Origin of the sequence: Gloeothece verrucosa PCC 7822, assembly GCF_000147335.1 — a bacterium.
GTDB lineage: Bacteria > Cyanobacteriota > Cyanobacteriia > Cyanobacteriales > Microcystaceae > Gloeothece > Gloeothece verrucosa.
In genome coordinates this window covers 1,729,476-1,754,671 of the sequence record NC_014501.1, presented here as the reverse complement: position 1 = coordinate 1,754,671, position 25,196 = coordinate 1,729,476, and the positions used below count along the sequence as shown (strand labels likewise).

Sequence of the window (25,196 nt, the reverse complement as noted above, 5' to 3'; positions counted from 1 at the left end):
TTTTTGCCCAAGTTTCCCCCTGCCCTCTGGCGGTAAAAGAAGACAGGAAGAAATTAGAATTTAGGCGATCGGTTGAGGATCGGTTTTGACATCGGCTAAGGTTAGATGTCTGCGTTCGTCGCCATTGGTATTAATGGGAGACTCTCCATAATAAGCCTTTAGTAATAGTTCTCTCAAATCCTGAATTAGAGGATAACGAGGATTGGAACCTGTACATTGATCATCAAAGGCTTGATCGGCTATTTCATCCACTTTAACCAAAAATTCGGCTTCTCCCACCGGAATAACGTCTTTGAGGGCTGTGGGAATATCTAACCGACGTTTGAGGTCTTCGATCACTTCTATTAAGCGATCTACTTTTTCTTCACGAGTTACGCCGCCTAATCCCAAATAATCCGCAATACGGGCATAACGCCAGATAGCATTAGGATATTTATATTGAGAGAAGGTAGCTTGTTTAAAGGGCGCATCGGTTGCATTGTAACGGATGACATAGGAGATCAACATGGCATTAGCTAACCCGTGAGGCACATGAAACACTGCCCCTAATTGATGGGCCATGGAGTGACAAATGCCTAAAAAGCTGTTCGCAAAAGCCATACCGGCCATCGTAGCCGCATAATGAATTTTTTCGCGGGCTTTCGAGTCTTTGCCGCCGTTTTGGTAAGCACTCGGGAGATATTTAAAGATGAGTCGAATCGCTTCTAGGGCGAGTCCGGTGGTATATTCTGAGGCTAATACCGAGACAAAGGCTTCTGTGGCATGGGTTAGCGCGTCCAGTCCGCCGTAAGCGGTAAGGGACTTAGGCATATTTAAGACTAACTCGGGATCGACAACGGCCATTGAGGGGGTTAAGGCGTAGTCTGCCAGAGGATATTTAATATTCTTGCGTCGATCAGTCACCACTGCAAAGGGGGTAACTTCTGATCCGGTGCCGGAAGTGGTGGGAACGGCGACTAAGAGGGCTTTTTGTCCAAGAGGCGGCAATTCATACACCCGTTTACGGATGTCCATAAAGCGCATCGCTAACCCATCAAATTCTATTTCTGGATGTTCGTACAACAGCCACATAATTTTAGCCGCATCCATCGGAGAACCTCCACCAATGGCGATGATCACATCGGGGTTAAAATCCCGCATCAGGGCTAAACCACGATTGACGGTTTCTAAAGAGGGATCGGGTTCCACATCATAAAAAATATTGTATCTTAAGCCGATTTCGTCGAGGACTTCTTCTAGGGAACGGGTCATGCCTAAATCATAAATCGGTTTGTCAGTGACAATAAAGGCCCGTTGTTTTCCGGCTAATTCTCGAATAGCAATCGGTAAGGCCCCATATTTAAAATAAATCTTCGGAGGGACTCGGAACCAGAGCATATTTTCCCGTCGTTCGGCTACGGTTTTAACATTCAGTAAATGACGGGGTTCGACATTTTCACTAATGGAGTTACCGCCCCAAGTTCCGCATCCGAGGGTAAGAGAGGGATCTAAACGGAAATTATAGATATCTCCGATGGCCCCTTGTGAGGAGGGAGTATTAATTAAAACCCGGGCGGTTTCAATTTTTTCTTCAAAACGTCGGATATGGTCTTTATTGGAGGGTGCAGTATATAAAACGGCGGTATGGCCTTTACCGGCAAATTCGACTAACTGTTCGGCAACCTTGACTCCATCGATAAAATCACTGGCCCGATACATCCCTAAAACGGGAGATAATTTTTCATAAGCAAAGGGTTCACTATAACCAATCTCTTCTATTTCGGCAATGAGAACGCGACTCTCTTCGGGTATGTTTAAACCGGCTAATTCGGCTAATTTTTGCACAGATTGGCCCACTATACTAGCATTAAGGTGACCATCAACGATTAAAACTTTTCCTAATTGCTCTTTTTCTTGGGGGTTGAGGAAATAAGCACCCCGTTCAATAAACTCTTGTTTGACCTGTTCATAAATGGAATCTACCACCACTACCGACTGTTCCGATGCACATATCATGCCATTATCAAAGGTTTTACTGAGGATAATCGAGGAAACAGCCATTTTAATATGAGCGGTATCATCAATTAAAGCCGGGGTATTGCCTGCGCCTACCCCTAAAGAGGGACGACCCGATGAATAAGCCGCTTTCACCATGCCGGGGCCGCCTGTGGCTAAAATGAGGCTAATTTGGGGATGTTGCATTAAGGCCTGAGAGAGTTCTACCGAAGGTTCATCTATCCAACCGATCAAACCTTCTGGGGCACCTGCTTCTACGGCTGCCTCAAGGATAATTCTCGCGGCTTCGATGGTGCAGTTTTTGGCGCGGGGATGAGGGGAAAAGATAATGCCGTTGCGGGTTTTTAGGGTGATGAGGGCTTTAAATATAGCTGTGGAGGTGGGGTTAGTGGTGGGAACGATGCCGGCTACAAGTCCTACGGGTTCGGCAATTTTTTGAAAGCCGAAGGATTTATCTTCTTCGATTACGCCGCAGGTTTTATCCTGTTTATATTTGTTATAGATGATTTCTGAGGCAAAATGATTTTTAATCACTTTATCTTCGATCACACCCATGCCAGTTTCGGCTACCGCCATTTTAGCTAAGGGGATACGGGCTGCATTAGCCGCTAGTGCCGCTTTTTTGAAAATTTCGTCTACCTGTTCTTGGCTATAGGTGGCGTAAATTTCCTGGGCGGCTTTTGTTCTTTGGATCAATACTTCGAGTTCTGGGATGTTTGTTACTTTCATAAGGGTTGTTTAAGAACGTTGATCACTGAGGATGAGAACTGTTGAGTGAGGTTACAAAAAATATGGGGAGCTAATTCGGGTCAATTTTTGCCGTTAAAACTATTACTGCTTTCTTGAAGTTTTGTCAATTTAACTATTTAGATAGGTTTTCTTCTCTCTTCTATTATAAGACATAGTTAAAAACACTTATTACTTTTGAGTTATGTGGGGGTTGATAGATTTATAACCCTTGCTGGCTAAGACTTAGACTGATTTTAGCGAACTCAATGATTGAACAGAGATACCTATCTTAAAGCTTGTCTGTGGGGGCTTTGTTTCTTGGGTTACAGTTTTGAGATTGTACAGAGTTTTTTAATATTTTTGGGTTTTAGGTCAGAGTGAGAATCTAACTTTTTCTAATCATAGCTGAAAATTATCGGGGTATTTTTCAAATCCCCGCCATGCAAGACGGGGAATGCTTCAAAAATCAATCGCCCCTAACCAACAGAGGTAGCTAAGACTTGTCGTTTAGAAGTTTATCGCCATAAGTCGCTGACCCCATGTAGCCAATTCCCAGGCCGGTTAGCCAGCAATTCCCAAGAGTCTTGGAGGTGGTCACAGGTTCTTAAACTAACAGGTCGCACAAAAGGAATATCATCTAAATCTTGATCATCGGAAGATGAAGCGGCAGAAGTAACGGGTTGTCTTGAAGGTTGTTCTTTTTGAGGGGGAGGAGAGACGGGTTCAAAATCCTCGTCAGCCATTTCTACTTCCGGCTGTTTGGATTTAAAAGAATTCATCGGGACAACATTATCTCGACGAGAAGCGGCTGTCGCTGTTGATGAACTTGCTGCCCCAGATGAAGTTACAGATGCACTAGGAATCACTTGACCTTCTACTCGATAAATATGAGATACAATGAATTCTGCCTTGGTTTCTTTAAATCCTTCCCGCCGCTCAAACCGGTTTATAGAAATACGACCTTCTATAATTACCCAATTTCCCTCTATATAATTTTCGACCATTTCTGTCGCTAAATTTCCCCAACCTACTACTTTTAATGTTGCTGGGGGTTCTTCAGGGCGCAAGGCGGCAAACTCCACTAACATTTCTGTAAAAGGTTTTTGTCCGTCTTGAGTATATCTCAACTGGGGATTACTAATGATTTTAGCCATTAATACACAACTGTTCATTTAATTAATTACTCCTAATGCTTTATTTAACCTACTCTCTATCATAGAACATTTGTACAACTTTCGATTTTAGCCTCGAAAATGAGTCTAGCTAACCTATGCTAAATTTCTCACCAGGAAAAATAACTTTATTGCTTGTATTGGCTTACGGAACAAAGGGCGCAAGCAACAGCGCCCCTACAGGTTTTTTCTGTTCCTCCTTTAACCTGTTCCCCGATTAAAAATTAGGATCTTCCTTCTGCAAGAGGACTAATCTCTAAACATTGGCTAGTTCGCCTTGTTCTTGCTCAATAAAATCTTGAACTTGATGGCGATAATCTTTAAGAGCTTGTTCAACCCAGTCTCGATCATCGCTATTGGCGTAAATGTGGACTAAAGGTTCTCCGGCATCGGGCAAAATCAACACCCAATTATCATTATGAGGGTTAATAATTTTCACGCCATCAATCAACTCTAAATGCTCTGTCGGATGAATTTCGACCAGATGACGCATCAAAGCCCCTTTAACCTTCCAAGGGCAGCGTAAGGTATAAGACTTATGATAAACTCGAGGTAACTCGGCACGAATTTGGGCCAGAGAGCGCTCTTGAATGGTTATCATTTCTAACAATTTAGCCACACTAAACATACCATCAAACCCAGGATGAAGTTGAGGGAAAATAAAACCGGTTTCGCCACTTCCCCCTAAAGCCACATTAGGATTTTTTTGAGAGGCTTCCATTAAAGCAGTGGGATTAGCTTTTGTGCGAATGACTTTACCATCATGACGACGGGCAATTTGTTCTACAGCGCTAGAAGCATTAACCGGTACTACTACCGTACTTCTCGGATAGGAAACAAAAATGGTATTTACCATTAAAGCGGTCAGTTGTTCTCCCCGAATAGTTAAACCCCCTTCATCCACGAGAATCAACTGTTCTCCATTGGCCGATACTTGAACCCCCAAACTTGCTTGAAGAACCTCTACCACTTGTCCGAGTTGATGTAAGAGAGTCTCTCGTTCTGGGTTAGAAACAGCCGTTTGCCGTAAACTGGCATTGAGAACTACTGCATCACAACCAAACTTAGTTAACAGTTCCGGTAATATAGCCCCAGATACCCCATAAACATAGTCAATGATGATTTTTGAGCTACTATTGCGGATAGCTTCTACATTCAATTGGGTTTCAAAGGTTTGTCGATAACTGTCAATTACCCCTGCTGGATAGGCTAAATTGCCGATTTCCTGGATTCCAACTCTTCGTAAGTCTTCTTTAAAATAAGCTCCTTCGATTTTCTTTTCTTTGGCTTTAGAGATATTGATCCCCTGTTCGTCAAAAAATTCGATCAGAATACTATCAGGGCGGTCCGGATGCACTCTAACATGAATACCCCCTGCTACTCCTAATTTAGGGGCCATGGTGCGAGAAATGGGAATGGCGGTAGACTGTAAGTTTTGAACATGAACCCCAACCGACATTAACCCCCCAATAATTGAGCGGCTAACCATGCGGGAAACACTACGCTGATCTCGAGAGACAATCACTCTAGCGCCTTGTTTGACGGTAGAGCCATAAGCTGCCCCGAGTTTAACGGCAAATTCAGGGGTAATATCAATATTAGCTAATCCTGACACGCCGCGCTGACCAAACAGATTTCGGTGGGCTGTACTGCCCCAGATTAGATTAATATTCAACACGGCTCCGGATTCAATGCGTTTACTGGGCCAAACTCTTACTCCTGTATTGATTTGGGCTTCTTCTCCTACTGTAGATAAAGGCCCCACCACCGCTCCTTCTAAAATTTGTGCCCGGCGATCAATGCGCGTTCCGCGAGCAATGACACAAGCCGCCAAATAGGCTTCATCGCCGATCATTGCCCCATTCCAAATAATAGGGCGTTTTAAGTCTGCTCCGGCTCCGATGGTGACATTATCACCAATAACGGTTCCTCCTTCTATAATGGCTCCGGGACCGATGCGGCAATTGTTGCCAATAATAACAGGTGTTTCTATTTTGGCCGAGGGGTCAATATAAGTATTGCTTCCTACCCATACCCCCGGCGATTTTTCCTGATAATCAAAATCTAATTTAACTTTGCGGTATAGGGAATCATATTGGGCTTCTCGGTAAGCCTCTAGATGACCTACATCACACCAGTATCCCTCAGCGACATATCCATACATCGGTTCCTCTTTTTCCAGCAACAGAGGAAATAAATCTTTAGAAAAATCGCATTCTTCGTTATCGGGAAGATAGTCTAAAACCTCGGGTTCTAGAATATAAGTACCTGTGTTAACGGTATCCGAAAAAATTTCGCCACTAGAGGGTTTTTCTAAAAATCGATTAATGCGGTAATCTTTGTCAGTAATCACTACGCCAAATTCGACCGGATTGGGCACTCGGGTTAAAATTAAAGTGGCTTTAGACCGTTTTTGTTTATGAAAGGTGATCGCCGCTTGTAAATCAAAATCTGTTATACTATCGCCGCTTATAACGATAAAGGTATCATCAAGTAACTCAGCAATATTTTTCACACAGCCGGCAGTTCCGAGCGGCTGATCTTCTTCTACCGAATAAGTGATTTCTACTCCAAAGTCATCTCCATCTTGAAAGTAGTCTCGCATCACATCAGGCAGATAGTGAAGGGTGGCGATCACTTCGGTAATGTGATGCCGCTTGAGTAAATTAATGATATGTTCGGCTATGGGTCGGTTTAAGATGGGTACCATCGGTTTAGGTAGATCGCAGGTTAACGGGCGTAACCGTGTCCCCGAACCCCCGGCCATCAGCACTGCACGCATAAGTCCTCCTTCGCTATATCTTAGCTTTGTCCCAACAGAGTCATTCAATCAAAGGATTTTTGCTTGACCTCAGCATTACGCTTTTGATTGTGAGATCAAACCTATCGTTTTTTAGTCGGTCTGTGATCAGTTCAACACAAGGCTTTTTAAGTACCTGAGTTGATATTACAGCAGATTGAGGAAAGCTGATCGTATGTTCTATTACGGTAACTTTACAGCCGATGCTTTAGAAGCTCAAGCATTAGAGAAATATTTATAAGAGTTTACAGAGCTTTACAAAAAGCTAAACATAACTTGGCTCCCTCTGTTACCTAAACTCTCCACAGCAGGGCTTTTAGGTTATTTGTTAATTGAGAAAAAAATCGGCCTGGGGTATAAGAGCGGCGATAGCTAAAATAAAGACAGTAGGTTTATTTGGGGAGATACTTATGGTCAAACTCATTGGTATCCTTGTTCTAGTAGTTTATCTTGGGGGTATCTGGAAATTTTCAAAGGGGTATAGCAACACCAACTTTAACCGTAGCTTACCAACTCGATTAATGTTATCCCTCCTGTGGCCTGTTTTATTAGTGATGAATCCGGCCTTTCGACAAAACTTTACTAAAGCTCTTAAAGGGAGAGATTAAATGCTCAAAACAGTTAATAGTGTACAGTTATCAGTTATTAGTCCACTGATTTCGCATCTCTAAATGGGCCGGATCTGGTTAATTGGGGGTACACAAGAGAGTAGGCAAATTGCATCAGCACTGGCTTACTCCAAGTTACCCTGTACGGTAACGGTGACTACTGCTACCGCCGTCAATCTTTATCCTCAAATTTCCGGCTTGAAGGTCTATATTGGTCAATTGACTCCAGAAAATTTGAGTAATTTTTTAAGTCAAGAAAAAATCATGGCTATTGTAGATGCCTCTCATCCCTATGCAGTACAGGTATCTCAAATGGCCATCGCTACAGCTACCGACAGAAATATCCCCTATCTACGCTATGAACGTCCTGCCTTAATTTCTTCGCTTTTTGAGGGAAAAGTTCTAGAGTTGGAGAGTTTTGACCGTCTTTTGTCGGGGGAATATCTTTTAAAACAACGGGTATTGTTAACAGTTGGATATAAGGTTTTACCTCTGTTTAAATTTTGGCAAACTCGCTCAACTCTGTTTGCTCGGATTCTTCCTGTTGTAAACTCAATAGAAGCGGCTATTGCTGCCGGATTTACAAGTGATCGCTTAATCGCTTTGCGTCCTCCTATCCAGGCTGAATTAGAAGCGGCACTTTGGCGACATTGGGGCATTACTCTGGTGGTTACTAAAGCATCAGGAAAGGCAGGAGGAGAAGATATTAAGCGATTAGTGGCTGCCCAATTAAATATCCCTTTAATTGTGATTACAAGGCCACAGCTTGTTTATCCTAAGCTTACTAGCGATTTATCTGAAGTTATTACTTTTTGTCGTCAACTCTTGCAAGGAAATTAACATGGCAGATCCCATTACTTCTACTATTAGCGATCGCATTTGTAAACACATGAATGAGGATCATGGAGATGCAATAGTTCTCTATGCTAAAGCTTTTGGGAATATTCCTAATGCTCAAGCGGCTCAAATGTTATCGATTGATCCGCAAGGGATGAATTTATCAGTGCAAATTGAGGAGGAAACCGTTCCTGTTCGCATTGAATTTGCTCATGAATTAAAAGATTCAGAAGATGCTCATCATACTTTAATTGATATGGTAAAACAGGCAAGAACTTTGAGTCATTAGTCATTAGTCATTAGTCATTAGTCATTAGTCATTAGTCATTAGTTATTAGTTATATTGATATTTATTGGTTTTTAAATAGTAAATCTACTAATTCACAAAAACCTTCACTTTCGCTCTTATTTGTGACAAATTTTGGATAATAATTTAACTTATCTTTGTAATGTAAAACATTGTTCACTCCCACAGAAAGCGGGAAAATTTGGGGGTTAAATAAAGATTCATCATTGGGACTATCCCCGATGGTCAAAACTTGCTCACTTTTCAACTGAGGAAAATATTTCTGTATCACTTGCAGCAGACTATCGGCTTTATTTTGCTGTAAAGGTTTAATATGACACTGAACAGTGCTATAAGTAAAATCCCAGCCGCATTGATGAGATAACTTGATCAGTTTTTGAAGGTCTGATAAAGTTAGCCCAGTTACATCAAAAGTCCAGTCAGTTATTCTAAAACGATTATCAGCTGATTCTTGCAGATTAGGAAAATGTGTCTTGAAAATTTCAAAAGTTCGTTTGAGGGAATTACGATGTTCTATGAAATCAACAATAGGGGTTAAAATTTCGGGAGTCTCTCGTTTTTGAGAATAATACAACCCGCCATTTTCGGCGATGGCTCCGGTAACTGGTAAATAGCTATTAATTGCTTCCACCCAGCCGGCAGAGCGTCCAGTTATAATTAAAACAGGTATTTCGGCTGCTGCTAAAGCGGATAATTTTTTTATGACAGTAGCTGTTAATTTTCCCTGGTGTGTGAGGGTACCATCAAAATCACTGGCTAGGAGGGCAACTGTTGTAAAGTCATCTTTGACAACTGCCTCAGAAATCGGTAATAAAGCCATAGCAGGGCAGAACGCTCAAACTATATAATCAAGTTACAAGAGATTATACCCTGTTATATAAGTTTTTTAGAAAACATGGTTAGATCTTTTTTTTTCATTAGATTGTATGGGTTGAGGCTCCTGAGCAGTAAGATTTGCATTGTGAGCCACTGTGGCATTTTGAACGACCACCCATAAGCCTGTTTGAGGGTCTCGATAAGTAACAAAGGGATTTGGTTGTAAATTGGGATCAGAATACTTAGCCATTGTTCCAAGTGTTTTTTTTGCTTGTTTTTATTGTAATTGAACCATAATCTGGGAAAGTGATCTTCATATCTGTTAGTTAGTGATTTACATCACTCATTCATGTGATCGATAGCTGGTAAGAAAGAATATGTAAAGCAAGTTACCTAATTTAACTAAAAATCTATGTTAAAACTCAACATCCAACAACAGTTTATTCCCATCAGTTTAACGACGCTATTAAGTTGTACAGCTATCACCTGGATAGCGACTATAGGGATCTATCCATCAATAACATTGGCTAAACCCATAGAATTTAATTTGCCTATTTATCGCCAACCCCAAGAATCTTACAATCAGTTTATGCAACGGTCTAAAAATTTAGCCTACAGCACTATCAATAGCCGCTTTAAACAAGATCCCTCTTTAGATGAAATTAAAGTGGTGATCGTAGGAGAAAATGCCGGTGCCATCGCCCCGGTATTGGTGGTTAAGGTTAGCCGCCAAGCTTGGATCAACTCACCATCTGTAGAACCTTGGGCGACTTATTTCACAGATAGCAGATTATTGCTCGGTTTTGATCAGCCTGGAGTCTCACCCGCACAGCCTAATGCGGCTGTTCAACCCCCTCAAAATGACCAAAATCCGGCTTCACAAACTCCTCAAGCAGGACAACCTCCCGCCGCCGCTAATAACCCCTCTTCACAAACTCCTGAACCTCAGCAAATCCCAATCGATGAAGATCCTCCCCAAGAAAGACAGAGAAATCCTTTACCTGTGCCTACTCAGCGCCTGAGAAATGCGGGCAATCAATTGCCTTTTGTTGATCCAGTTGATGTTCAGCAGATGCGTCCGGATTTAGTCCGTTGATCACGGCTTTGCGATTTCAAAAAAGTCCCAAAAATCTGTTTGACGACGGACGCTAAGTATTTTAGTAAAATTTAGGATTAATCAAAATAATCCTTTAGTTTGATGCGCTGGCAGTAGTTTATCTCCAATACTTAACTATAGATTAACCATACTAATTTAAAAAGGAGCTAAATTTACTGATGAATGAAAACGTTAGATCTCCAAGAGCCGCACGTCTCACTGATGTTTTGTGGGGACTGGGTATTTTCTTATCGATTAACTTTCTAGTTGCAGCTATGTATTTCAAATTTCTCAATCCTTAAAATCCTCGTTGTCTGATAAATAGCTGAGTCTTTTATCTTGAAAATACAGATCAACCGAGCAAAAGTGCTGGCCAGATTTCAATTCCAGAAATCCTCCAGCACTTTTTTAGTTAGCCGCTATAGCTAATGACGGAAAGCGAATTTCTGTCTCGGTATATTCAGGAACCCATCCTTCGGTAGTAATAAAATAACGTACTGCTTTAATGCGTTTTTTCTCTGTTAAATGAAACCAGTGTTCTGTCCCCGCAGGAACATTGACATATTCTTCGGGTTCAACGGTTAATTCAACTTGAGAGCCATCAGGACGTACAAATCCAAATACTCCTTCACCGTCAATAATATAACGGACTTCATCATCGGCATGAGTGTGACAGCGTTCAAATTTGCTCATTAAAACATCTAAGTTGGGAATATTAGGATGAAGCACGATTAAGTCCCGAGATTGATAACCATAACTTTGTTGAAGTTGCTCAAAGTAGTGGTCTAATGCTTGTAAAACTTGCTCTTTTTCTTCTTCTGATAAGGCGGCTAATTCGAGTAAGTGTTGGGTATTGGTAGCATCGCCTACGCTCCAATAGTTTAATTGAATGTTTAGGGCGGCTAATTCCGATGCAATTTTTTCTAAATCTGTGTAGGTTGTTCCATCTTCTAAACGTAAAATTGCCATGTGGTTCTCCTTTTAGGCCATCCATAACTATTATGACTGTTTGGCTGCGTAATTAGCCATAAAAAAAAATTATTTACCTAAAAATCAACAGGTCTTTTTATCTTTGCTGGTTAACCCATCGATATTGGTAAGCATCTTCTCTCGCTCCCCAAACTTGATGACCTTGTGCATCATAACCTTTATCCCAGGTATCCATTCCTCGAGAATGAAGGATAATTGTATTGGTAATTTTTACGGCTCCTCTAACGTTAGCCGGACATCCTTCGGGTGGGGTTTCTCCAATAAAACCATCAGGGGAAGGTTTTAAAAAGACTCTACAAACAAATTCTCCTAAGTCACTTTGTTGTAAGACTCTCTCAGATTCAGGTTTGTTACATAACCCGATTAAAGTTTCTGGTTGTGCAGGTTTATAGGATTTAGATTCGACAGTTTCTTGGCCGACACTGGGTTGAATTTCAAGAAAGCGCTGACGGTAAGGTTTATTTAATTCTTGGGTTAGTGCTTGTTCTTGATAGAGATAGACTGGGGAACCGAACGAGTTCTGCACTGAATCATTAGCTCCCCTAAAGGTGACTTGACAAGTGGTCATACGGACACTAGATTTTTTGGGATTTTCAGCCGCTTGAGCAGAGGTATCCATAATTCCCACGAGATGGGTTACTACTGAGTTTACCTCGTTGTTTACGGGTAAAGCTTGGGCCGAACCAGTGGTTAATAGGTAGCTGATGAGTAGTGCTGTGGTGATGTGATGATGTCTCATGTTCGTCTGTGAGTGGTGATCTTTTACCAACATCTTTGCTAATAAGGAAGGATTAGCACGTCAGTATTGGTGGGTTAATTTATAGTTTATAACTCCTGCCCAAAATTGCCTAAAAAATCTTAGATTAATTTTCTCTTTTAGGCAGCTTGATCACCGAAGAGTCGCTTGATACTTTGGTAATGCTTAAGTTTTAAGAAACTTCTGAAACTTGATTATCACCGTTATTTGTTGCATGGGAAGCGGCGCGAATTTTTGTTGCATAACTTTCCAGTAAACTAGCCAGATAATCTGGGTCTTCTTCTACCAATTGATCTAAGATTTTTTTAGCTCTCGTTCGCGCCTGAGCTTGGGTTTGGTTTTTAACTTGCTGGACTTGCTCTTGCAGGGTTTTTAATCGTCTTAAAGCCTTGTTATTTTCAAGAGTATCGGAGTCCAATTCTTGAGCTAGAGCTAAGACTGCCTCATTAAGAAGTCCAAGTTGGGTTCCATAGGAAGCGACATCACGGAATACTTTTCTTTCAATGGTAGCATCTCCAGATTCAGGAGTAATTTCATCACTAAACCAATCTGTCTCAATATCTTGATTGACAGCACCACTGAAAGGAAAATTAAAAGAAGGGGACCACCACCATAACCAAGGATACATAATCTATTTCTCCTGTAGAGAGTTTTGTTAAGACTTTTAAGACTTAATTGTTGATAATTTTTATTGGGATTATAGCAATTATATCATTTTCTTAAATGTTCGCTACTCAGAGAGATCCTGCAAACCCCTTGCCAATTCGGCGGCTGTTTTATTCTGTACAAATCTTTTTTCGATTAATTATTAAGAACCTTCATCAAGACTGAAGAGAGCCAAAAAAGCGGTTTTTGAGCTTATGGGCGTTTAGAGCCAGAAATTTAGGGCTAATAATGGCTGCTTGTGTTATTTTTGCTTGAGCTTCTGGGTACTTTAAAACTGTAACCTTTTATAGAGAGTATTATGGTTGCTCAACCTATATCCTTCGATGACAACGAAATTAGGCTCAATTGGCAAGAAATTTTAGAGTCTATTCCATATAATGCTAATGAACCCCTTGTCTGTAAGCTTTTCGTAGAGCCTCTTTTAGCAGAACTCGGGTTTAGTCAACAAGAGTGGTTTCCAGAATTTTCTACAGGTAAGGGTTCTTGTAAAGTAGATTATGCGGCTAGGAAAAATAACCATAAGGCAATTTTTATCAAAGCTAAAACTAATCCCTATCTTCTCATCGAAGCTAAAGGCAGACAAACCAATGGCGGCGCAAAGATTAATTTAGCCACAGGTACACCCCAATACAAAGATGCTCAAATACAAATCAAAGATTATTTACTCTCACCTAACTGTAAAACTGCCCAATGGGGAATTATTACTAATTCTGAACATATCCAACTGTTTCGCCGACACGGAAAAGTTGTCTTTCCAGCTACAGAAAACTATCTAATCAAGAAAGATAATATAGAGCAAATTATTACTCAAATAAAACGTTTTATTAATCAAACTCCGAGAGCCTTGTCTATCTGTGTATATAATGACAAGGGAGGAGTGGGTAAAAGCACAACAGTGGCTAATTTAGCCTCGGTTTTAGGAATTCTCAATAAGAAGGTTTTGGTCATTGATTTTGATCCACAACAAGGAGATTTAACCGCTTCTTTAGGAAAAGGAGAGGCAAGCGTTAAATTTTCTGATGCGTTAATGAATACAAAAATCAATATTGATGATGTTATTCAACCTTTTTTTATTCAACTAAAACAGAAACAAGTTCATGTTTTTGATTTGATTTGTCCTGATGATAAATTAGAAGAAATCATGACAAATGAAATAAAAATGGCTCAAATACAAGGCGGAAATACTCGGCTAAGAAGGCTGATTCATCCCTTGTTAAATTGTTATGATTATATTATTTTTGATAGTCCGACTAACTGGTCATTTTTGAGTAAAAGTTGTGTCTATGCTTCAGATGTAGTGTTAATTCCTACTAATTCTAATAATTTTGCTTCTTTGAAAAATGCTAAAAAAGTGATTAAACAATATCTCCCAGAAATTCAAGATGAAAGACGAAAAAATCATGAATATGGAATCCCTATAGCTTTACCTATCTTTTTTAACCAGCACAGTTCTACCGAAGCTCAAATGAAAACAACTCATGAAGAAATCAAAAAATTGCTAACTATAGAAACTCCTAGAGGTTCGCTGAGAGATGAGGAATTATTTTCTTTATTTTATCCTAAATCTATTAATGGTTTAGCTGATCAATCAGTTTTTAATATTCCTCAATATGCCATTGTAGCGAGTGCTGCGTTTTCCCGTCGTCCAGCCGCGCTTAGTCATCAAACGGCTTATCAATATTATTTAGCTTTAGCCAAGGAGTATTTTATCAATGAGTGACTTTGATAATATCGGTAAATTAATGTATCTTCCTGTAGAAGATATCGAACCCGCAAATGATGAATGTTATGCTTCAGAATTTATCATTCAGGGAGCCGTAGAAGCCGTATTAAAAGAAGAGGGAAGAAACTGGCTACCTTTAATTGTCAAAGAAATAGCCGAGTATCAATATCAAGTAGTGAGTAACCCTCTGATTTATGTAGTGGCTAAAAAACTCGTATTAGAGAGAGTATGGTGTATTGTAATAGAAGCGAAACAAGAGAGCATCGAACAAGTCAAAATCCTCAATGGCGAAATGCCGCCCAAAGTTAACTTAAATACTGCTTCTGGAGAAACTATTCAGGCCGCTTTAAAATATTTACAAGAACAACCAAATAGTGAACTAAAAGCCTTAAAAATCCTCATAGCCAGTGAAAAAATAGCCAGTAGTCCTACTCGGGCTAAGTGGAAAACCTTTAATGAAATTCCTAAATTAAAATGTGGCATTACTCAAGGCAAAAAATTAGACAGTCTCAAACAAGTATTTTTTCTCGAACCCGTTCCTAGTGAGCCAGAAATTCCCCCACCTCACCCACCAGAAATCATTAGTATTAAACGCGCCTCTAGAGAGGAAATATTTGAGCGGCTGAACTATTTATCGACTTATAAAATCGATGGATTTGAAAAGATTAATGCCGACAAAATAGCCGATATTATTTTTACAGAATCTAAAAGTAAATGGAAAAGCTTAAACCCAATTACTAGCTTAAACTGCGGCATTGGAAAAGCGAAAATTCCTACTTTAAAAAAGGTCTTTAAACTGTAAAATAATCCTGCTTTAAATTCCCACAGGCCTAAGCCTCTAGCTATACGAACTAAGCCTGATATTTCGCACCGCGAGGGACTGACCAACAGCGAAGGCACACCTACATAGGCTATGTGCGGATTAGGGCGTTGAGACATTAAAATAGCACTTAGAGCCAGGGACGAGACTTTATCTTTTATTTTTGTGACGTATTTAGTTTAAATTTGGGGAACTCTATAACTAGAGTTTTTCGTACTTCGATTATGTTCAAAAATATTAATCTTAAACTTCTTCTCGTCACAACTTTAACCTTAAGTCTTATTAAGCTAGATATTCCCTTATCAAGAACCACTTCACAAACCTCTTGGGTTAATATTGGTTCACAAGTTGAAGCCCGCCGTAGTGGGGGACGCAGTAGTGGCGGCTCATTTTCTAGGAGTTCTAGCCATAGTAGTTCTTCAAGTTCTTCTTCAAGTAGCGGCTCGACATCTCATGATCATTCTCGTCGAACTCATGGTTCTCACACTGAAATTGAGATTGAAATGGGTGATGATGATCATTATGCCCCCGCCGGCACTAGCAATAATGCTGGAGCAATGCTGTTTGTGAATATTATTTTATTGAGCTTGATGGCTCTAATTCTTTTTGCGGTGATTTATAGTATTTTCAAGAGTTTAGCGGCTACTCCAAAAGGCACACGCAAAGCGGATAATCAGATTGTCACTCTTACTAAATTACAGGTAGCTTTATTAGCGAAAGCCACAGGCGTTCAATCAGAGTTATCTGAATTAATTGTTAGAGTAGATCCCAATAGTAAGCAGGGTTTATGGGAACTTTTACAAGAGTCGGTGCTGGTGCTTTTAAGGCATTCCGAAGACTGGAGTCATGGTTTAGCTACTTCGAAGTCGATGAAAATTGATCAAGCTGAAGCAGATTTTAACCAGTTATCTTTAAAGGAACGCAGTAAACTGTGTGCGGAGACGCTGACTAATATTAATGGCAAAATCGAACATCAAGACATTAAGCTTGCGGCTGATGAAAGTGCGGCTTATATTATCGTTACTCTTTTGTTAGGAACAGCCGATACTCGCCCTCTATTTAAGCAGATTCATTCCATAGAGGAGTTAAAACAAGCGCTCGAAAGATTGGCTAATGTCCCCCCTGACTATTTGATGAAGTTGGAGTTAATCTGGAGTCCTCAAGAGGAATCTGATAGCCTCACCTATGAGGAGTTTATCAGCCACTATACAGATATGATGCAATTAGTTTAATGAGTTATTAGTCAATAGTCAGTAGTCAGTAGTCAATAGTTGTCTTTGCCCTTTGCCCTTTCCCCTTTGCCCCTTCCCCTTTGCCCTTTGCCCTTTGCGGCTTTCTCCTACTCGGTGTTCAGTGAAGACGCAAAATAGACAATTGACAATTGACCACTGCTCAGGGAACAGTAATCAGTAAGCAGTAAACAGGAATCAGCAATTATCTAACTAATGACTGAAAACTGTTCACTGTTAACTGTTAATTGTTAACTTAAAAACTATGTCATCCTCCATCGTTAGCTTAAAATCCGTCGAACAACAGCAAGAGTTAATCATTACTCCTCCGAGTTCAGGTTTATCCTTAAAGGGCAAAATAACCGTTCCCGGAGATAAATCTATCTCCCATCGTGCCTTAATGTTGGGCGCATTAGCCGCAGGAGAAACCGTCATCAAGGGACTCTTGTTAGGAGAAGACCCCCGCAGTACCGCCAGTTGCTTTCGCGCCTTGGGGGCAGAAATTTCCGAGCTAAATACTGAAAAAATTGTCGTCTCTGGGATAGGATTAGGCAATCTAACTGAACCGGCTGATGTTTTGGATGCGGGCAACTCCGGCACCACTTTAAGATTGATGTTAGGGCTATTAGCGTCTCATCCTGGGCGCTTTTTTACGGTAACTGGAGATAGTTCTTTACGCTCACGCCCTATGTCTCGTGTGGTTAAACCTTTACAAGAAATGGGGGCACAAATTTGGGGCAGAAAGAATAATTCTCTGGCTCCCTTAGCGGTGTCTGGACAACAACTCAAGCCAATTCATTATCATTCTCCGATTGCTTCTGCTCAGGTTAAATCCTGTATTTTGTTGGCTGGTTTAAGTATCGACGGTAAAACAACGGTGACTGAACCGGCTTTATCAAGGGACCACAGCGAAAGGATGTTAAAAGCGTTTGGGGCTGATCTAGAAATCGACCCTCAAACCCATAGTGTTAGTGTGATTGGTCCGACTCGCTTAAGCGGACAAACGGTTATTGTGCCTGGCGATATTAGTTCTGCGGCTTTCTGGTTAGTAGCGGGGTCTATTGTGCCGGGTTCTGAGTTAATTATTGAAAATGTGGGGATTAATCCTACTCGTACCGGAATTTTAGACGTTTTAGAGATGATGGGGGCAGATTTGACTCTTTTAAACCAGCGAGAAGTCACTGGCGAACCGGTGGCCGATATTCAGGTTCAATACAGCCAGTTACAAGCTTGTACCATTAGCGGCGATTTAATTCCGCGTTTAATTGATGAAATTCCCATCCTGGCTGTGGCTGCGGTATTCGCCCAAGGCACGACGGTTATCCGCGATGCCCAAGAATTACGGGTCAAAGAAAGCGATCGCCTTGCGGTTATGGCTTCTGAATTGAACCGTATGGGGGCTAAGATTACTGAATTACCGGACGGTTTAGAAATCACTGGCGGTGGCTCTTTAGTTGGGGCACAAGTCGATAGTTATACCGATCATCGTATTGCCATGAGTTTAGCCATTGCTGCCCTCAATGCTAGTTATTCCACAACCATTCACCGCGCTCAAGCCGCTTCGATTTCCTATCCAGAATTCTTTAGCACACTTCAACAGGTTTGTCAATAGTTAATCGTCATTAGTCATGGGTTACTAGGTAGTTCTTGCTTGCGGCCATTAGCCACTCGTAATTTTCCCTTTTTTTTGCGGCAAAGGATAGCGACGCTTGTGAGTGCTTCGCTTCCACCCCAATTCCCTTCCTCACTCCCTGTTGCCTAATGACTAATGACTCTTGACCATTGACTAAATGTAATACATCAAACTCTGTTGAATGTAAGATTCGCGCTGCTTGCATAAATCTAAGAGGGTATATTGCCCCAAGATTGATTGAGCGGCTTGGTTAGCTTGTTGCCAACTTTCTTGAATCAGTTTCATCTCTACAGTTGATACATCCATATTTTCTTTAATTTGTCGATTACCTTCGATAATTGAGACAATTTCTAACAAAGTAATATCCTGTGGCTCACGAGCTAAGACATAGCCGCCTTTAGAACCACGTTGGCTTTTAAGCAACCCGCCACGCCTTAAAGAAGCAAAAATTTGTTCTAGGTAGCGTTCAGGAATGGGTTGCTTGGCGGTAATTTCATTGACCGTCAGAGGTTTTTTGAGATCCGGTTGAGAAGCCATTTCTAACAACGCTAGTAAGGCATATTCAACTTTTGACGGCAAACTCAAGAGAATGTAATTTTGACTATCCAACTTTGTATCTAAAAATACAACAATTTCTAGAGCAACTTACTTTGTTTTACGACGACTTGAGCCTTTATGTCAAAAACTTATTTCTAAATTACACTATTTTTATCAACTTAATGTATATTAAAAGCAGAGAGTTGTTCTCCAATCAGCCCCTGAAATTGAAAAAATACTCTACTCAGAGAAAATCGATTGGCACAGGCAGGGGGAACTATCCCTAAACCTTGCCTCACTATAAGGAGTGAGACTAACTATGTTGTCAACGGACTGCAAAACTTACAGGGAAAAGCCAAATAATCCGGCAATTGACCATTGGCTCAATCTAGTCTTTTGTGATCCTGGATTCCAAGCTATACTGCTGCATCGAATTAGTCATCAACTTTATAAAAAGGGTTTGCCTGTAATTCCTCGTTTGATTTCTCAACTGAATCGTTTTTTGACAGGGATTGAAATTCATCCAGGCGCAAAAATTGGTCAAGGAGTGTTTATTGCTCATGGGATGGGCATTGTGATTGGAGAAACGGCTTGTGTAGGAGACTATACCGTGATTCGAGAAGGAGTCACTTTAGGAGGGACATCTTCTACCACTGGAAAACGTCATCCTACTTTAGGAGAGTATGTGACTGTGGAAGCAGGAGCTAAGATTTTGGGTAATATCCACATCGGAGATCATGTCTGTGTTGGTGCCGGTGCTGTGGTTTTACAAGATGTACCGAGTAATAGTACCGTCATCGGCATACCTGGGCGTGTGATTGAAAGAAAGGATTTGTCAGAAGAAAATTTAGCCTCGGATTATCATCGGGATTTACCGGCAGAAGTGATTAAAACTTTATTTGAACGGGTTAAAGCTTTAGAGGAACAAGTTGAACACTTACAGCTTGAGACTAATTTACCTGATCATTACTTTCTATTAACTCATCAAGCTAAGGCACAGAATAATAAGGTTATTGAAGAATTTCTCGATGGCTCTGGAATTTAATTTTTATTTGGGATAAATTATGACTCTTTCTGCTTCTTTATCGGTAACACCTCAATTCAAATCTAAAAACAATTGGTCTTTTAAGCGGCGTTCTTTTATCCCTCTTAAACCCGATGTTCTTTGGAAAATAGAGAGTGGAGTGGTGCGGACTTCTTCATGGCATGAAGACGGTAATCTCGTGATTTTAGGATTATGGGGGCCGGGGGATATTGTCGGACAAGCTTTAACCCGAGTTCAACCTTATCAAATGGAGTGTTTAACATCTGTTAAAGCTATTTCGGTTCCCACCACTGACAGTTATCAATTTACTGAAATGTTCTTATCTCACATTCAGCAGTTAGAAGAATTAGCATTTATCCGTAGTCATAAAAGAATTGAGCCTATGCTCATGAGTTTATTAACTTGGCTTGCTCAAAAGTTTGGTCGAGTAGCCGCCACAGGGCAATTAATTGATTTACGTTTAACTCATCAGGAACTTTCTGAAATATTAGGCTCAACTCGTGTTACTATTACACGAGCTATTAATCAATTGGAGCAACAAGGAGTAATCGAGCGTTATCCTTTACACAGAATTGTTCTACGTGAAGAAGAGGTTTGGCATTATGAAATCTAGGGTCATTTAGCAAAGGAATTGACTGATAAATATGAAACGTCCCCCCAAGAGGGGGGGTAGGCAGTTTCGACTAGATGCAATCTTAGAGAAAATTGATATAAAAACTCTGTTGGTTTAGGAGTTGTTTTGCTTTTTTTAATGAATATTTGAGCCAAAATTGTAACTTGTTTGATTAATATTCTCCTAATTGTCCTATGTCTTCAACTAAAGTAATCGGTAGAGCGTCGTCAGTGACTTTATCCACTAATTCAAAGTTATTAGCATCTACTTTTGCCCAAGCCAATTGAACGTCCTTAAGACGAAAATTAGAATAGGGATATTTTTCTTTTTTGATAACAGCCGCTAAAAACTCTCTGCGATCACAATGTCCGAGAGTATACCACCCTGCTGTATCTAAAAATAGATCAATAAAAGGTTTAACTGTTATTTGACTCTTGACTGGGCTAGTACGATTTTGATGACGATTCTTTTGGATTTGGAGAAGTTTAGAAATAAACATGATCTTTGCTGGACTAATTTACTAAAATTATATCAGATAAGTGTAATTTAGGAAAGAAAATAATTAATGTAGTTTCGGTTACTAAAAAGGCAAAAGGTTAAGTGGCAAGAGTTGGCTGGGATTTGACTTTTGGGGCACATCTAATGAACATGACTGATGTTTTATGGTTAATGCCAATCATAGGCATTGGGTTTTTGGCATAAATCTTCCAGTGTGTATTGCTGTAGCGTATTTTGAGCGGCTGTCCTCACTTCGTGCCAAATTTGATGAATCAGTCTTCTATCTGGGCTATAAGTTTCAAAACCCATGACTGGATTAGCCTGAGTTTCTATGGCTCTAACAACATCGAGTAATGTGATCTGCTTTGGCTGGAAGTTTAAAGCATAAATTTCCTCAGCTTCTTTAGGCTTATCTATCAAGCCTCCCCGTTGTAAATTGGCGCAAATCCATTCTAGATAAGGTTTGGAAATCAAGTATTTAGTTGCCATTTCGTCAATTGATGCCGATGGGTGAGTGACTAACTCGAGTAACACCAACAGGGCATATTTAACGTTAAGGGGGAGATCTAGAGAAAATAAGGGTTTTTGAGCGGAAATTTGGCTTTGCATATCTGAGTACAGGTTTTAATGATTAGCTTGTGATCATCAGAAGGGTTAATTCTGAGTTTGAGTGAAATCGTAATTGCATTCTAATATAAATGAAATACATTTCAAAAATAATTATAATAGAATAATAACAAAAGCTACTCAAACCTTAAACAAGGAGGCTTAACAGTGACTCAGGTCAGCCGAGGAAAAATTTCATCAAAGGCAAACCAGTTTAGCGAGTCGGTTATTCGAGAAATGACTCGGCTTGCGCTCAAATATGGCGCGATTAACCTCGCTCAAGGGTTTCCTGACTTTCCTTGTCCGTCTGAGTTAAAACAAGCCGCTAGTGAGGCGATATTAAACGATGTGAATCAGTATGCGATTACTTGGGGCGATCGTCTTTTGCGTCATGCCATCGCCGAAAAAGTCTTATGGTATTTAGGCTTAGAGATTGATCCAGAGCAAGAAATTACGGTAACCTGCGGCTCCACCGAAGCGATGATCGCCACCCTGTTAGCCACTGTTGATCCTGGGGAAGAAGTGATTGTTTTTGAGCCATACTACGAAAACTATGGCCCTGATGCTATTCTGGCTAATGCCACGCCTCGTTATGTTTCTCTTCATCCTCCTAATTGGACCTTTGATGAAGCTGAACTGCGACAGGCGTTTAATGACCGTACCAAAGCCATTATCATTAATACTCCCCATAATCCCACAGGCAAAGTTTTTAGTGAGCAAGAACTCACTTTAATTGCTGAACTGTGTCAGAAGTGGGATGTATTGGCCTTTACCGATGAGATTTATGAGCATATTCTCTATGACGGTACTAAGCACGTGGCGATGGCCACTTTACCCGGCATGAAACAGAGAACTGTAACCATTAATGGTTTGTCTAAAACTTATAGTGTGACGGGGTGGCGAGTGGGTTATGTTTTAGCCGATGCTCAATTGACACGAGCCATTCGAAAAGTCCATGATTTTCTCACGGTAGGCGCTCCTGCTCCTTTACAAAGAGCCGGTGTCGCGGCTATGCAGTTTCCTCCTAGTTATTACGCTGAACTGGCTCAACTGTATCAACAAAAACGCGATAATTTACTCAGCCTGTTGGATCAAGTGGGGATTTCTTATTTTGTTCCCAAAGGAGCTTACTACATTTTTGCGGATATCTCGGATTTTGGCTATCCCAGTGATATAGCCTTTAGCGAATATCTCATTCAAGACATCGGGGTAGCGGTTGTCCCTGGATCAAGTTTTTTTGCCCTTTCAGAAAGGGGACATAAGTTTATTCGTTTCTGTTTTAGTAAAAAGCCAGAAACTTTGGCTCAAGCGGGTGAGCGTTTACTGAAGTTACTTAGGGCAAGTTGAGGGAATTGTCCCCAGATAAACACAGATGAGGATATTTGGGGTTTTATAAGAACTTTTTGGGCAGCTAAATCTAAATTTTAGGGTTTTTTACCCTTCCTCTAATTTCTAACCTCTATCTAAAGGATGAGGAATGATGTGTTAATATAAGTTACACAAAACTTAAGTTTTTGTAAAAAAGATTACAGATTACTCAATCTAATAGAGTACGATATCCCTATCGTTTTTAAGAAATATGCAATTGACCAGAAATCTTCATATTAATGACGATTGGGGAAGAAATTGGTTTATTGATGAGATTTAGGAATCAGCGCCATGAGTATTATTATTAAAGAAGTTTCTAAAAACTTTGGGAATTTCCAAGCATTAAGTCAGGTCAGTTTAGAAGTAAAACCCGGAGGTTTAGTCGCCTTGCTGGGCCCTTCGGGTTCAGGAAAATCTACCTTACTCCGGGCCATTGCTGGTTTAGAAACACCCGATAGTGGACAAATTATTATTAATGGGCAGGATACCACCTATTTAGATGTGAGAAAACGCCATATCGGCTTTTGTTTTCAACATTATGCCCTGTTTAAAGAAATGACCATCCGGGAAAATATTGGCTTTGGGCTAAAAATTCGGAAGTATACCCAAGCACAAATTCAGCAACGGGTGGATGAATTACTAGATTTAATTCAGTTGCAGGGGTTAGGTGAGCGCTATCCTTCTCAGTTATCCGGAGGTCAAAAACAGAGGGTGGCTTTAGCTAGGGCTTTAGCTGTTCATCCTGAAGTATTGCTGTTAGATGAACCTTTTGGGGCGTTAGATGCCAAAATTCGTAAAGAACTTCGCATCTGGTTACGGAATTTACATGACGAGGTCAAAATTACTACCGTGTTTGTTACCCATGACCAAGAAGAAGCGATGGATGTAGCTGATGAAATTGTGGTGATGAATCATGGTCGGGTGGAACAAATCGGCAAACCTGCCGAAATTTATGATAATCCTGCGAGTGCTTTTGTGATGAGTTTTATCGGACAAGTGAATATTTTTCCAGGTCATGCTAATTTCTTAACTGATGAGAATTTACATAGTTCTCAAAAGATTTTTGTGCGCCCTTATGATATTGAATTGTTGACTAACCCAACGGAAAAAGCCATCCAGGCGAACATCGAGAAAATTATTCATTTAGGAAAAGATATTCAAGCTGAGTTAATCACTTCAGAGGGGTTACCTTTTTCTGTCAATCTGAGTCGTTCTCAGTTTGAGCAACTTAATTTAAATTCTGGTCAACAGGTATTTGTTCAACTGAAAAATGCTAAAGTGTTTACTGATTAACCTGTTTACACTCAGTATACAATAGCCGTAGCCGCTTGGCGGGCCACCTCTGTAGGCGAGGGCTAATTTTTCATAAATCATCGAGGCTTGTTTGACTTATCTGTCTAAGGATCGATGATTAATTATTATTTTTAAATTATTTTTTTTCAAGAATATTATAATAAAAAATAAGCTAAATTATCATGATAATAACATGAAAACAGATGTAATTGTTAAACCCATTGAGCATAAAAATACAAGAAAAACCCCTAAAGATATTTCCTTAGCCAGCCGCCTGATGCTTTTGTTTGTCATTTTAGCTTTAGTGGCGAGTTTTTTTGTCGTTATTAACGCTGGTGAAAGAGGGGTATTAATGCGGTTCGGCAAAGTTCAAAATAAAATTTTAGGAGAAGGAATTCATTTAATAATTCCGATTATTAATACAGTAGAAAGACTGAGTATAAGGATTCAAAAACATGATATTTATACAGAAATTGCCTCTAAAGATTTACAACAACTTTTAAGTGATATTTCTTTAAATTGGCACATTGTCCCTGAACGAGCTAATATTATTTATCAACGAATTGGCAATCTTGATCAGGTAATAGAGCGGATTATTGAGCCAGCCGCAGAAGAAATTATTAAAGGCATTATGGCAAAATATACTGTACAAGAAATTATTACAAGACGCGAAGACTTAAAAAAAGAAATTACTGATTTATTAATCACTAGATTAAATAATTATGACTTGCATATTGATGAAATTTCCTTAACGAATTTTTATTTTTCTACCAATTTTCAAGCAGCAGTAGAAGCCAAACAAATTGCCGAACAGGAAGCCAAAAAAGCCGGTTTTTTAGCTCAAAAAGCCGCCCAAGAAGCACAAGCAAAAATTAACTTAGCGAAAGGTGAAGCCGAGGCACAACGATTACTCAAGGAAACTTTATCTGTAGAATTGCTGCAAAAACAAGCTATAGAAAAATGGAACGGAAATTTACCTTTAGTGATCACTGAGAAAGGAGCGAATTTATTGAATTTAGAGCAATTTACTAAGATGCCTTAATCTTCTTTGTGAGCGG

General features: G+C 40.2%; 23 protein-coding genes. 12 read left to right on the top strand and 11 right to left on the bottom strand.

The genetic code is table 11. From position 1 onward, the window contains the following. Positions 1-60 precede the first annotated feature (60 nt). The 3 genes from adhE to CYAN7822_RS07805 form a co-directional block, all read right to left on the bottom strand. Positions 61-2,724, bottom strand: coding sequence for a bifunctional acetaldehyde-CoA/alcohol dehydrogenase (gene adhE, locus CYAN7822_RS07815; RefSeq protein WP_013321702.1), 2,664 nt, complete (start codon positions 2,722-2,724; stop codon positions 61-63). A 515-nt stretch (positions 2,725-3,239) separates the two neighbouring features. Next, a complete protein-coding gene (locus tag CYAN7822_RS07810) occupies positions 3,240-3,896 on the bottom strand; it encodes a single-stranded DNA-binding protein (protein ID WP_013321701.1) in 657 nt (218 codons plus the stop codon). Positions 3,897-4,152: 256 nt separating this feature from the next. Further along, on the bottom strand, positions 4,153-6,678 hold the full coding sequence (locus tag CYAN7822_RS07805) for a mannose-1-phosphate guanyltransferase (protein ID WP_013321700.1): 2,526 nt from the start codon (positions 6,676-6,678) through the stop codon (positions 4,153-4,155). 689 nt (positions 6,679-7,367) lie between these two features. Between CYAN7822_RS07805 and CYAN7822_RS07795 the strand changes: the two genes are divergently transcribed. Both CYAN7822_RS07795 and CYAN7822_RS07790 read left to right on the top strand, forming a co-directional pair. Next, positions 7,368-8,144 carry a cobalt-precorrin-6A reductase gene (locus CYAN7822_RS07795; RefSeq protein WP_013321698.1) on the top strand — a complete coding sequence of 259 codons (777 nt, stop codon included), beginning with the start codon at positions 7,368-7,370 and terminating at the stop codon, positions 8,142-8,144. Position 8,145: 1 nt separating this feature from the next. Then, complete coding sequence (locus tag CYAN7822_RS07790) at positions 8,146-8,430, top strand: DUF2470 domain-containing protein (protein ID WP_013321697.1); 285 nt, start codon at positions 8,146-8,148, stop codon at positions 8,428-8,430. Positions 8,431-8,491: 61 nt separating this feature from the next. Here CYAN7822_RS07790 and CYAN7822_RS07785 read toward each other — a convergent pair whose 3' ends face one another. Further along, positions 8,492-9,268 (bottom strand): HAD-IIB family hydrolase, encoded by a 777-nt coding sequence (locus CYAN7822_RS07785; RefSeq protein ID WP_013321696.1) that lies wholly within the window; start codon positions 9,266-9,268, stop codon positions 8,492-8,494. 66 nt (positions 9,269-9,334) lie between these two features. Continuing rightward, positions 9,335-9,514, bottom strand: a complete 180-nt coding sequence (locus CYAN7822_RS07780; protein ID WP_013321695.1) for a hypothetical protein — start codon at positions 9,512-9,514, stop codon at positions 9,335-9,337. Between the two features lie 162 nt (positions 9,515-9,676). On the opposite strand from CYAN7822_RS07780, the gene CYAN7822_RS07775 reads away from it, so the two are divergent. After that, entirely contained in the window at positions 9,677-10,360 is a 684-nt protein-coding gene (locus CYAN7822_RS07775; RefSeq protein ID WP_013321694.1) for a hypothetical protein, read from the top strand. Between the two features lie 408 nt (positions 10,361-10,768). On the opposite strand, the gene CYAN7822_RS07770 is transcribed toward CYAN7822_RS07775, so the two are convergent. The 3 genes from CYAN7822_RS07770 to CYAN7822_RS34480 all read right to left on the bottom strand — a co-directional run bounded on the left by CYAN7822_RS07770 (position 10,769) and on the right by CYAN7822_RS34480 (position 12,735). Next, positions 10,769-11,329 (bottom strand): 1,2-dihydroxy-3-keto-5-methylthiopentene dioxygenase, encoded by a 561-nt coding sequence (locus tag CYAN7822_RS07770; protein WP_013321692.1) that lies wholly within the window; start codon positions 11,327-11,329, stop codon positions 10,769-10,771. 97 nt (positions 11,330-11,426) lie between these two features. After that, positions 11,427-12,089, bottom strand: coding sequence for a chromophore lyase CpcT/CpeT (locus tag CYAN7822_RS07765; RefSeq protein ID WP_013321691.1), 663 nt, complete (start codon positions 12,087-12,089; stop codon positions 11,427-11,429). Positions 12,090-12,279: 190 nt separating this feature from the next. Further along, positions 12,280-12,735 (bottom strand): BAR domain-containing protein, encoded by a 456-nt coding sequence (locus CYAN7822_RS34480; protein ID WP_013321690.1) that lies wholly within the window; start codon positions 12,733-12,735, stop codon positions 12,280-12,282. Positions 12,736-13,071: 336 nt separating this feature from the next. Here CYAN7822_RS34480 and CYAN7822_RS07755 point away from each other — a divergent pair, with 336 nt between their 5' ends. The 4 genes from CYAN7822_RS07755 (at position 13,072) to aroA (ending at position 18,157) form a co-directional block, all read left to right on the top strand. Continuing rightward, positions 13,072-14,493, top strand: a complete 1,422-nt coding sequence (locus tag CYAN7822_RS07755) for an AAA family ATPase (RefSeq protein ID WP_013321689.1) — start codon at positions 13,072-13,074, stop codon at positions 14,491-14,493. Continuing rightward, entirely contained in the window at positions 14,486-15,298 is an 813-nt protein-coding gene (locus CYAN7822_RS07750; protein ID WP_013321688.1) for a hypothetical protein, read from the top strand. Before CYAN7822_RS07755 ends, CYAN7822_RS07750 begins: the two co-directional genes overlap by 8 nt. A 242-nt stretch (positions 15,299-15,540) precedes the next feature. Then, a complete protein-coding gene (locus CYAN7822_RS07745) occupies positions 15,541-16,548 on the top strand; it encodes a DUF1517 domain-containing protein (protein WP_013321687.1) in 1,008 nt (335 codons plus the stop codon). Between the two features lie 262 nt (positions 16,549-16,810). After that, positions 16,811-18,157, top strand: coding sequence for a 3-phosphoshikimate 1-carboxyvinyltransferase (gene aroA, locus CYAN7822_RS07740; RefSeq protein WP_013321686.1), 1,347 nt, complete (start codon positions 16,811-16,813; stop codon positions 18,155-18,157). 174 nt (positions 18,158-18,331) lie between these two features. On the opposite strand, the gene CYAN7822_RS07735 is transcribed toward aroA, so the two are convergent. Then, positions 18,332-18,787, bottom strand: coding sequence for an RrF2 family transcriptional regulator (locus CYAN7822_RS07735; protein WP_041933170.1), 456 nt, complete (start codon positions 18,785-18,787; stop codon positions 18,332-18,334). 247 nt (positions 18,788-19,034) lie between these two features. Here CYAN7822_RS07735 and epsC point away from each other — a divergent pair, with 247 nt between their 5' ends. Both epsC and CYAN7822_RS07725 read left to right on the top strand, forming a co-directional pair. Beyond that, positions 19,035-19,760 carry a serine O-acetyltransferase EpsC gene (gene epsC, locus CYAN7822_RS07730; RefSeq protein WP_013321683.1) on the top strand — a complete coding sequence of 242 codons (726 nt, stop codon included), beginning with the start codon at positions 19,035-19,037 and terminating at the stop codon, positions 19,758-19,760. A 19-nt stretch (positions 19,761-19,779) separates the two neighbouring features. Then, the gene (locus CYAN7822_RS07725) at positions 19,780-20,373 is read left to right on the top strand and encodes a Crp/Fnr family transcriptional regulator (protein ID WP_013321682.1); all 594 of its coding nucleotides are present in this window, start codon (positions 19,780-19,782) and stop codon (positions 20,371-20,373) included. A gap of 172 nt (positions 20,374-20,545) precedes the next feature. Here the strand turns inward: CYAN7822_RS07725 and CYAN7822_RS07720 are convergent, their stop codons facing one another. Next, entirely contained in the window at positions 20,546-20,872 is a 327-nt protein-coding gene (locus CYAN7822_RS07720) for a hypothetical protein (RefSeq protein WP_013321681.1), read from the bottom strand. A gap of 167 nt (positions 20,873-21,039) precedes the next feature. Beyond that, positions 21,040-21,480: an RrF2 family transcriptional regulator gene (locus CYAN7822_RS07715; RefSeq protein WP_013321680.1), complete on the bottom strand. Its 441-nt coding sequence runs from the start codon at positions 21,478-21,480 to the stop codon at positions 21,040-21,042. A 165-nt stretch (positions 21,481-21,645) separates the two neighbouring features. Here CYAN7822_RS07715 and CYAN7822_RS07710 point away from each other — a divergent pair, with 165 nt between their 5' ends. The 3 genes from CYAN7822_RS07710 to CYAN7822_RS07700 all read left to right on the top strand — a co-directional run bounded on the left by CYAN7822_RS07710 (position 21,646) and on the right by CYAN7822_RS07700 (position 25,180). After that, positions 21,646-22,824, top strand: a complete 1,179-nt coding sequence (locus CYAN7822_RS07710) for a pyridoxal phosphate-dependent aminotransferase (protein WP_013321679.1) — start codon at positions 21,646-21,648, stop codon at positions 22,822-22,824. A 312-nt stretch (positions 22,825-23,136) separates the two neighbouring features. Further along, positions 23,137-24,138, top strand: a complete 1,002-nt coding sequence (locus CYAN7822_RS07705) for a sulfate/molybdate ABC transporter ATP-binding protein (protein WP_013321678.1) — start codon at positions 23,137-23,139, stop codon at positions 24,136-24,138. Positions 24,139-24,331: 193 nt separating this feature from the next. Next, positions 24,332-25,180, top strand: a complete 849-nt coding sequence (locus CYAN7822_RS07700) for a prohibitin family protein (protein WP_013321677.1) — start codon at positions 24,332-24,334, stop codon at positions 25,178-25,180. Positions 25,181-25,196: the final 16 nt, after the last annotated feature.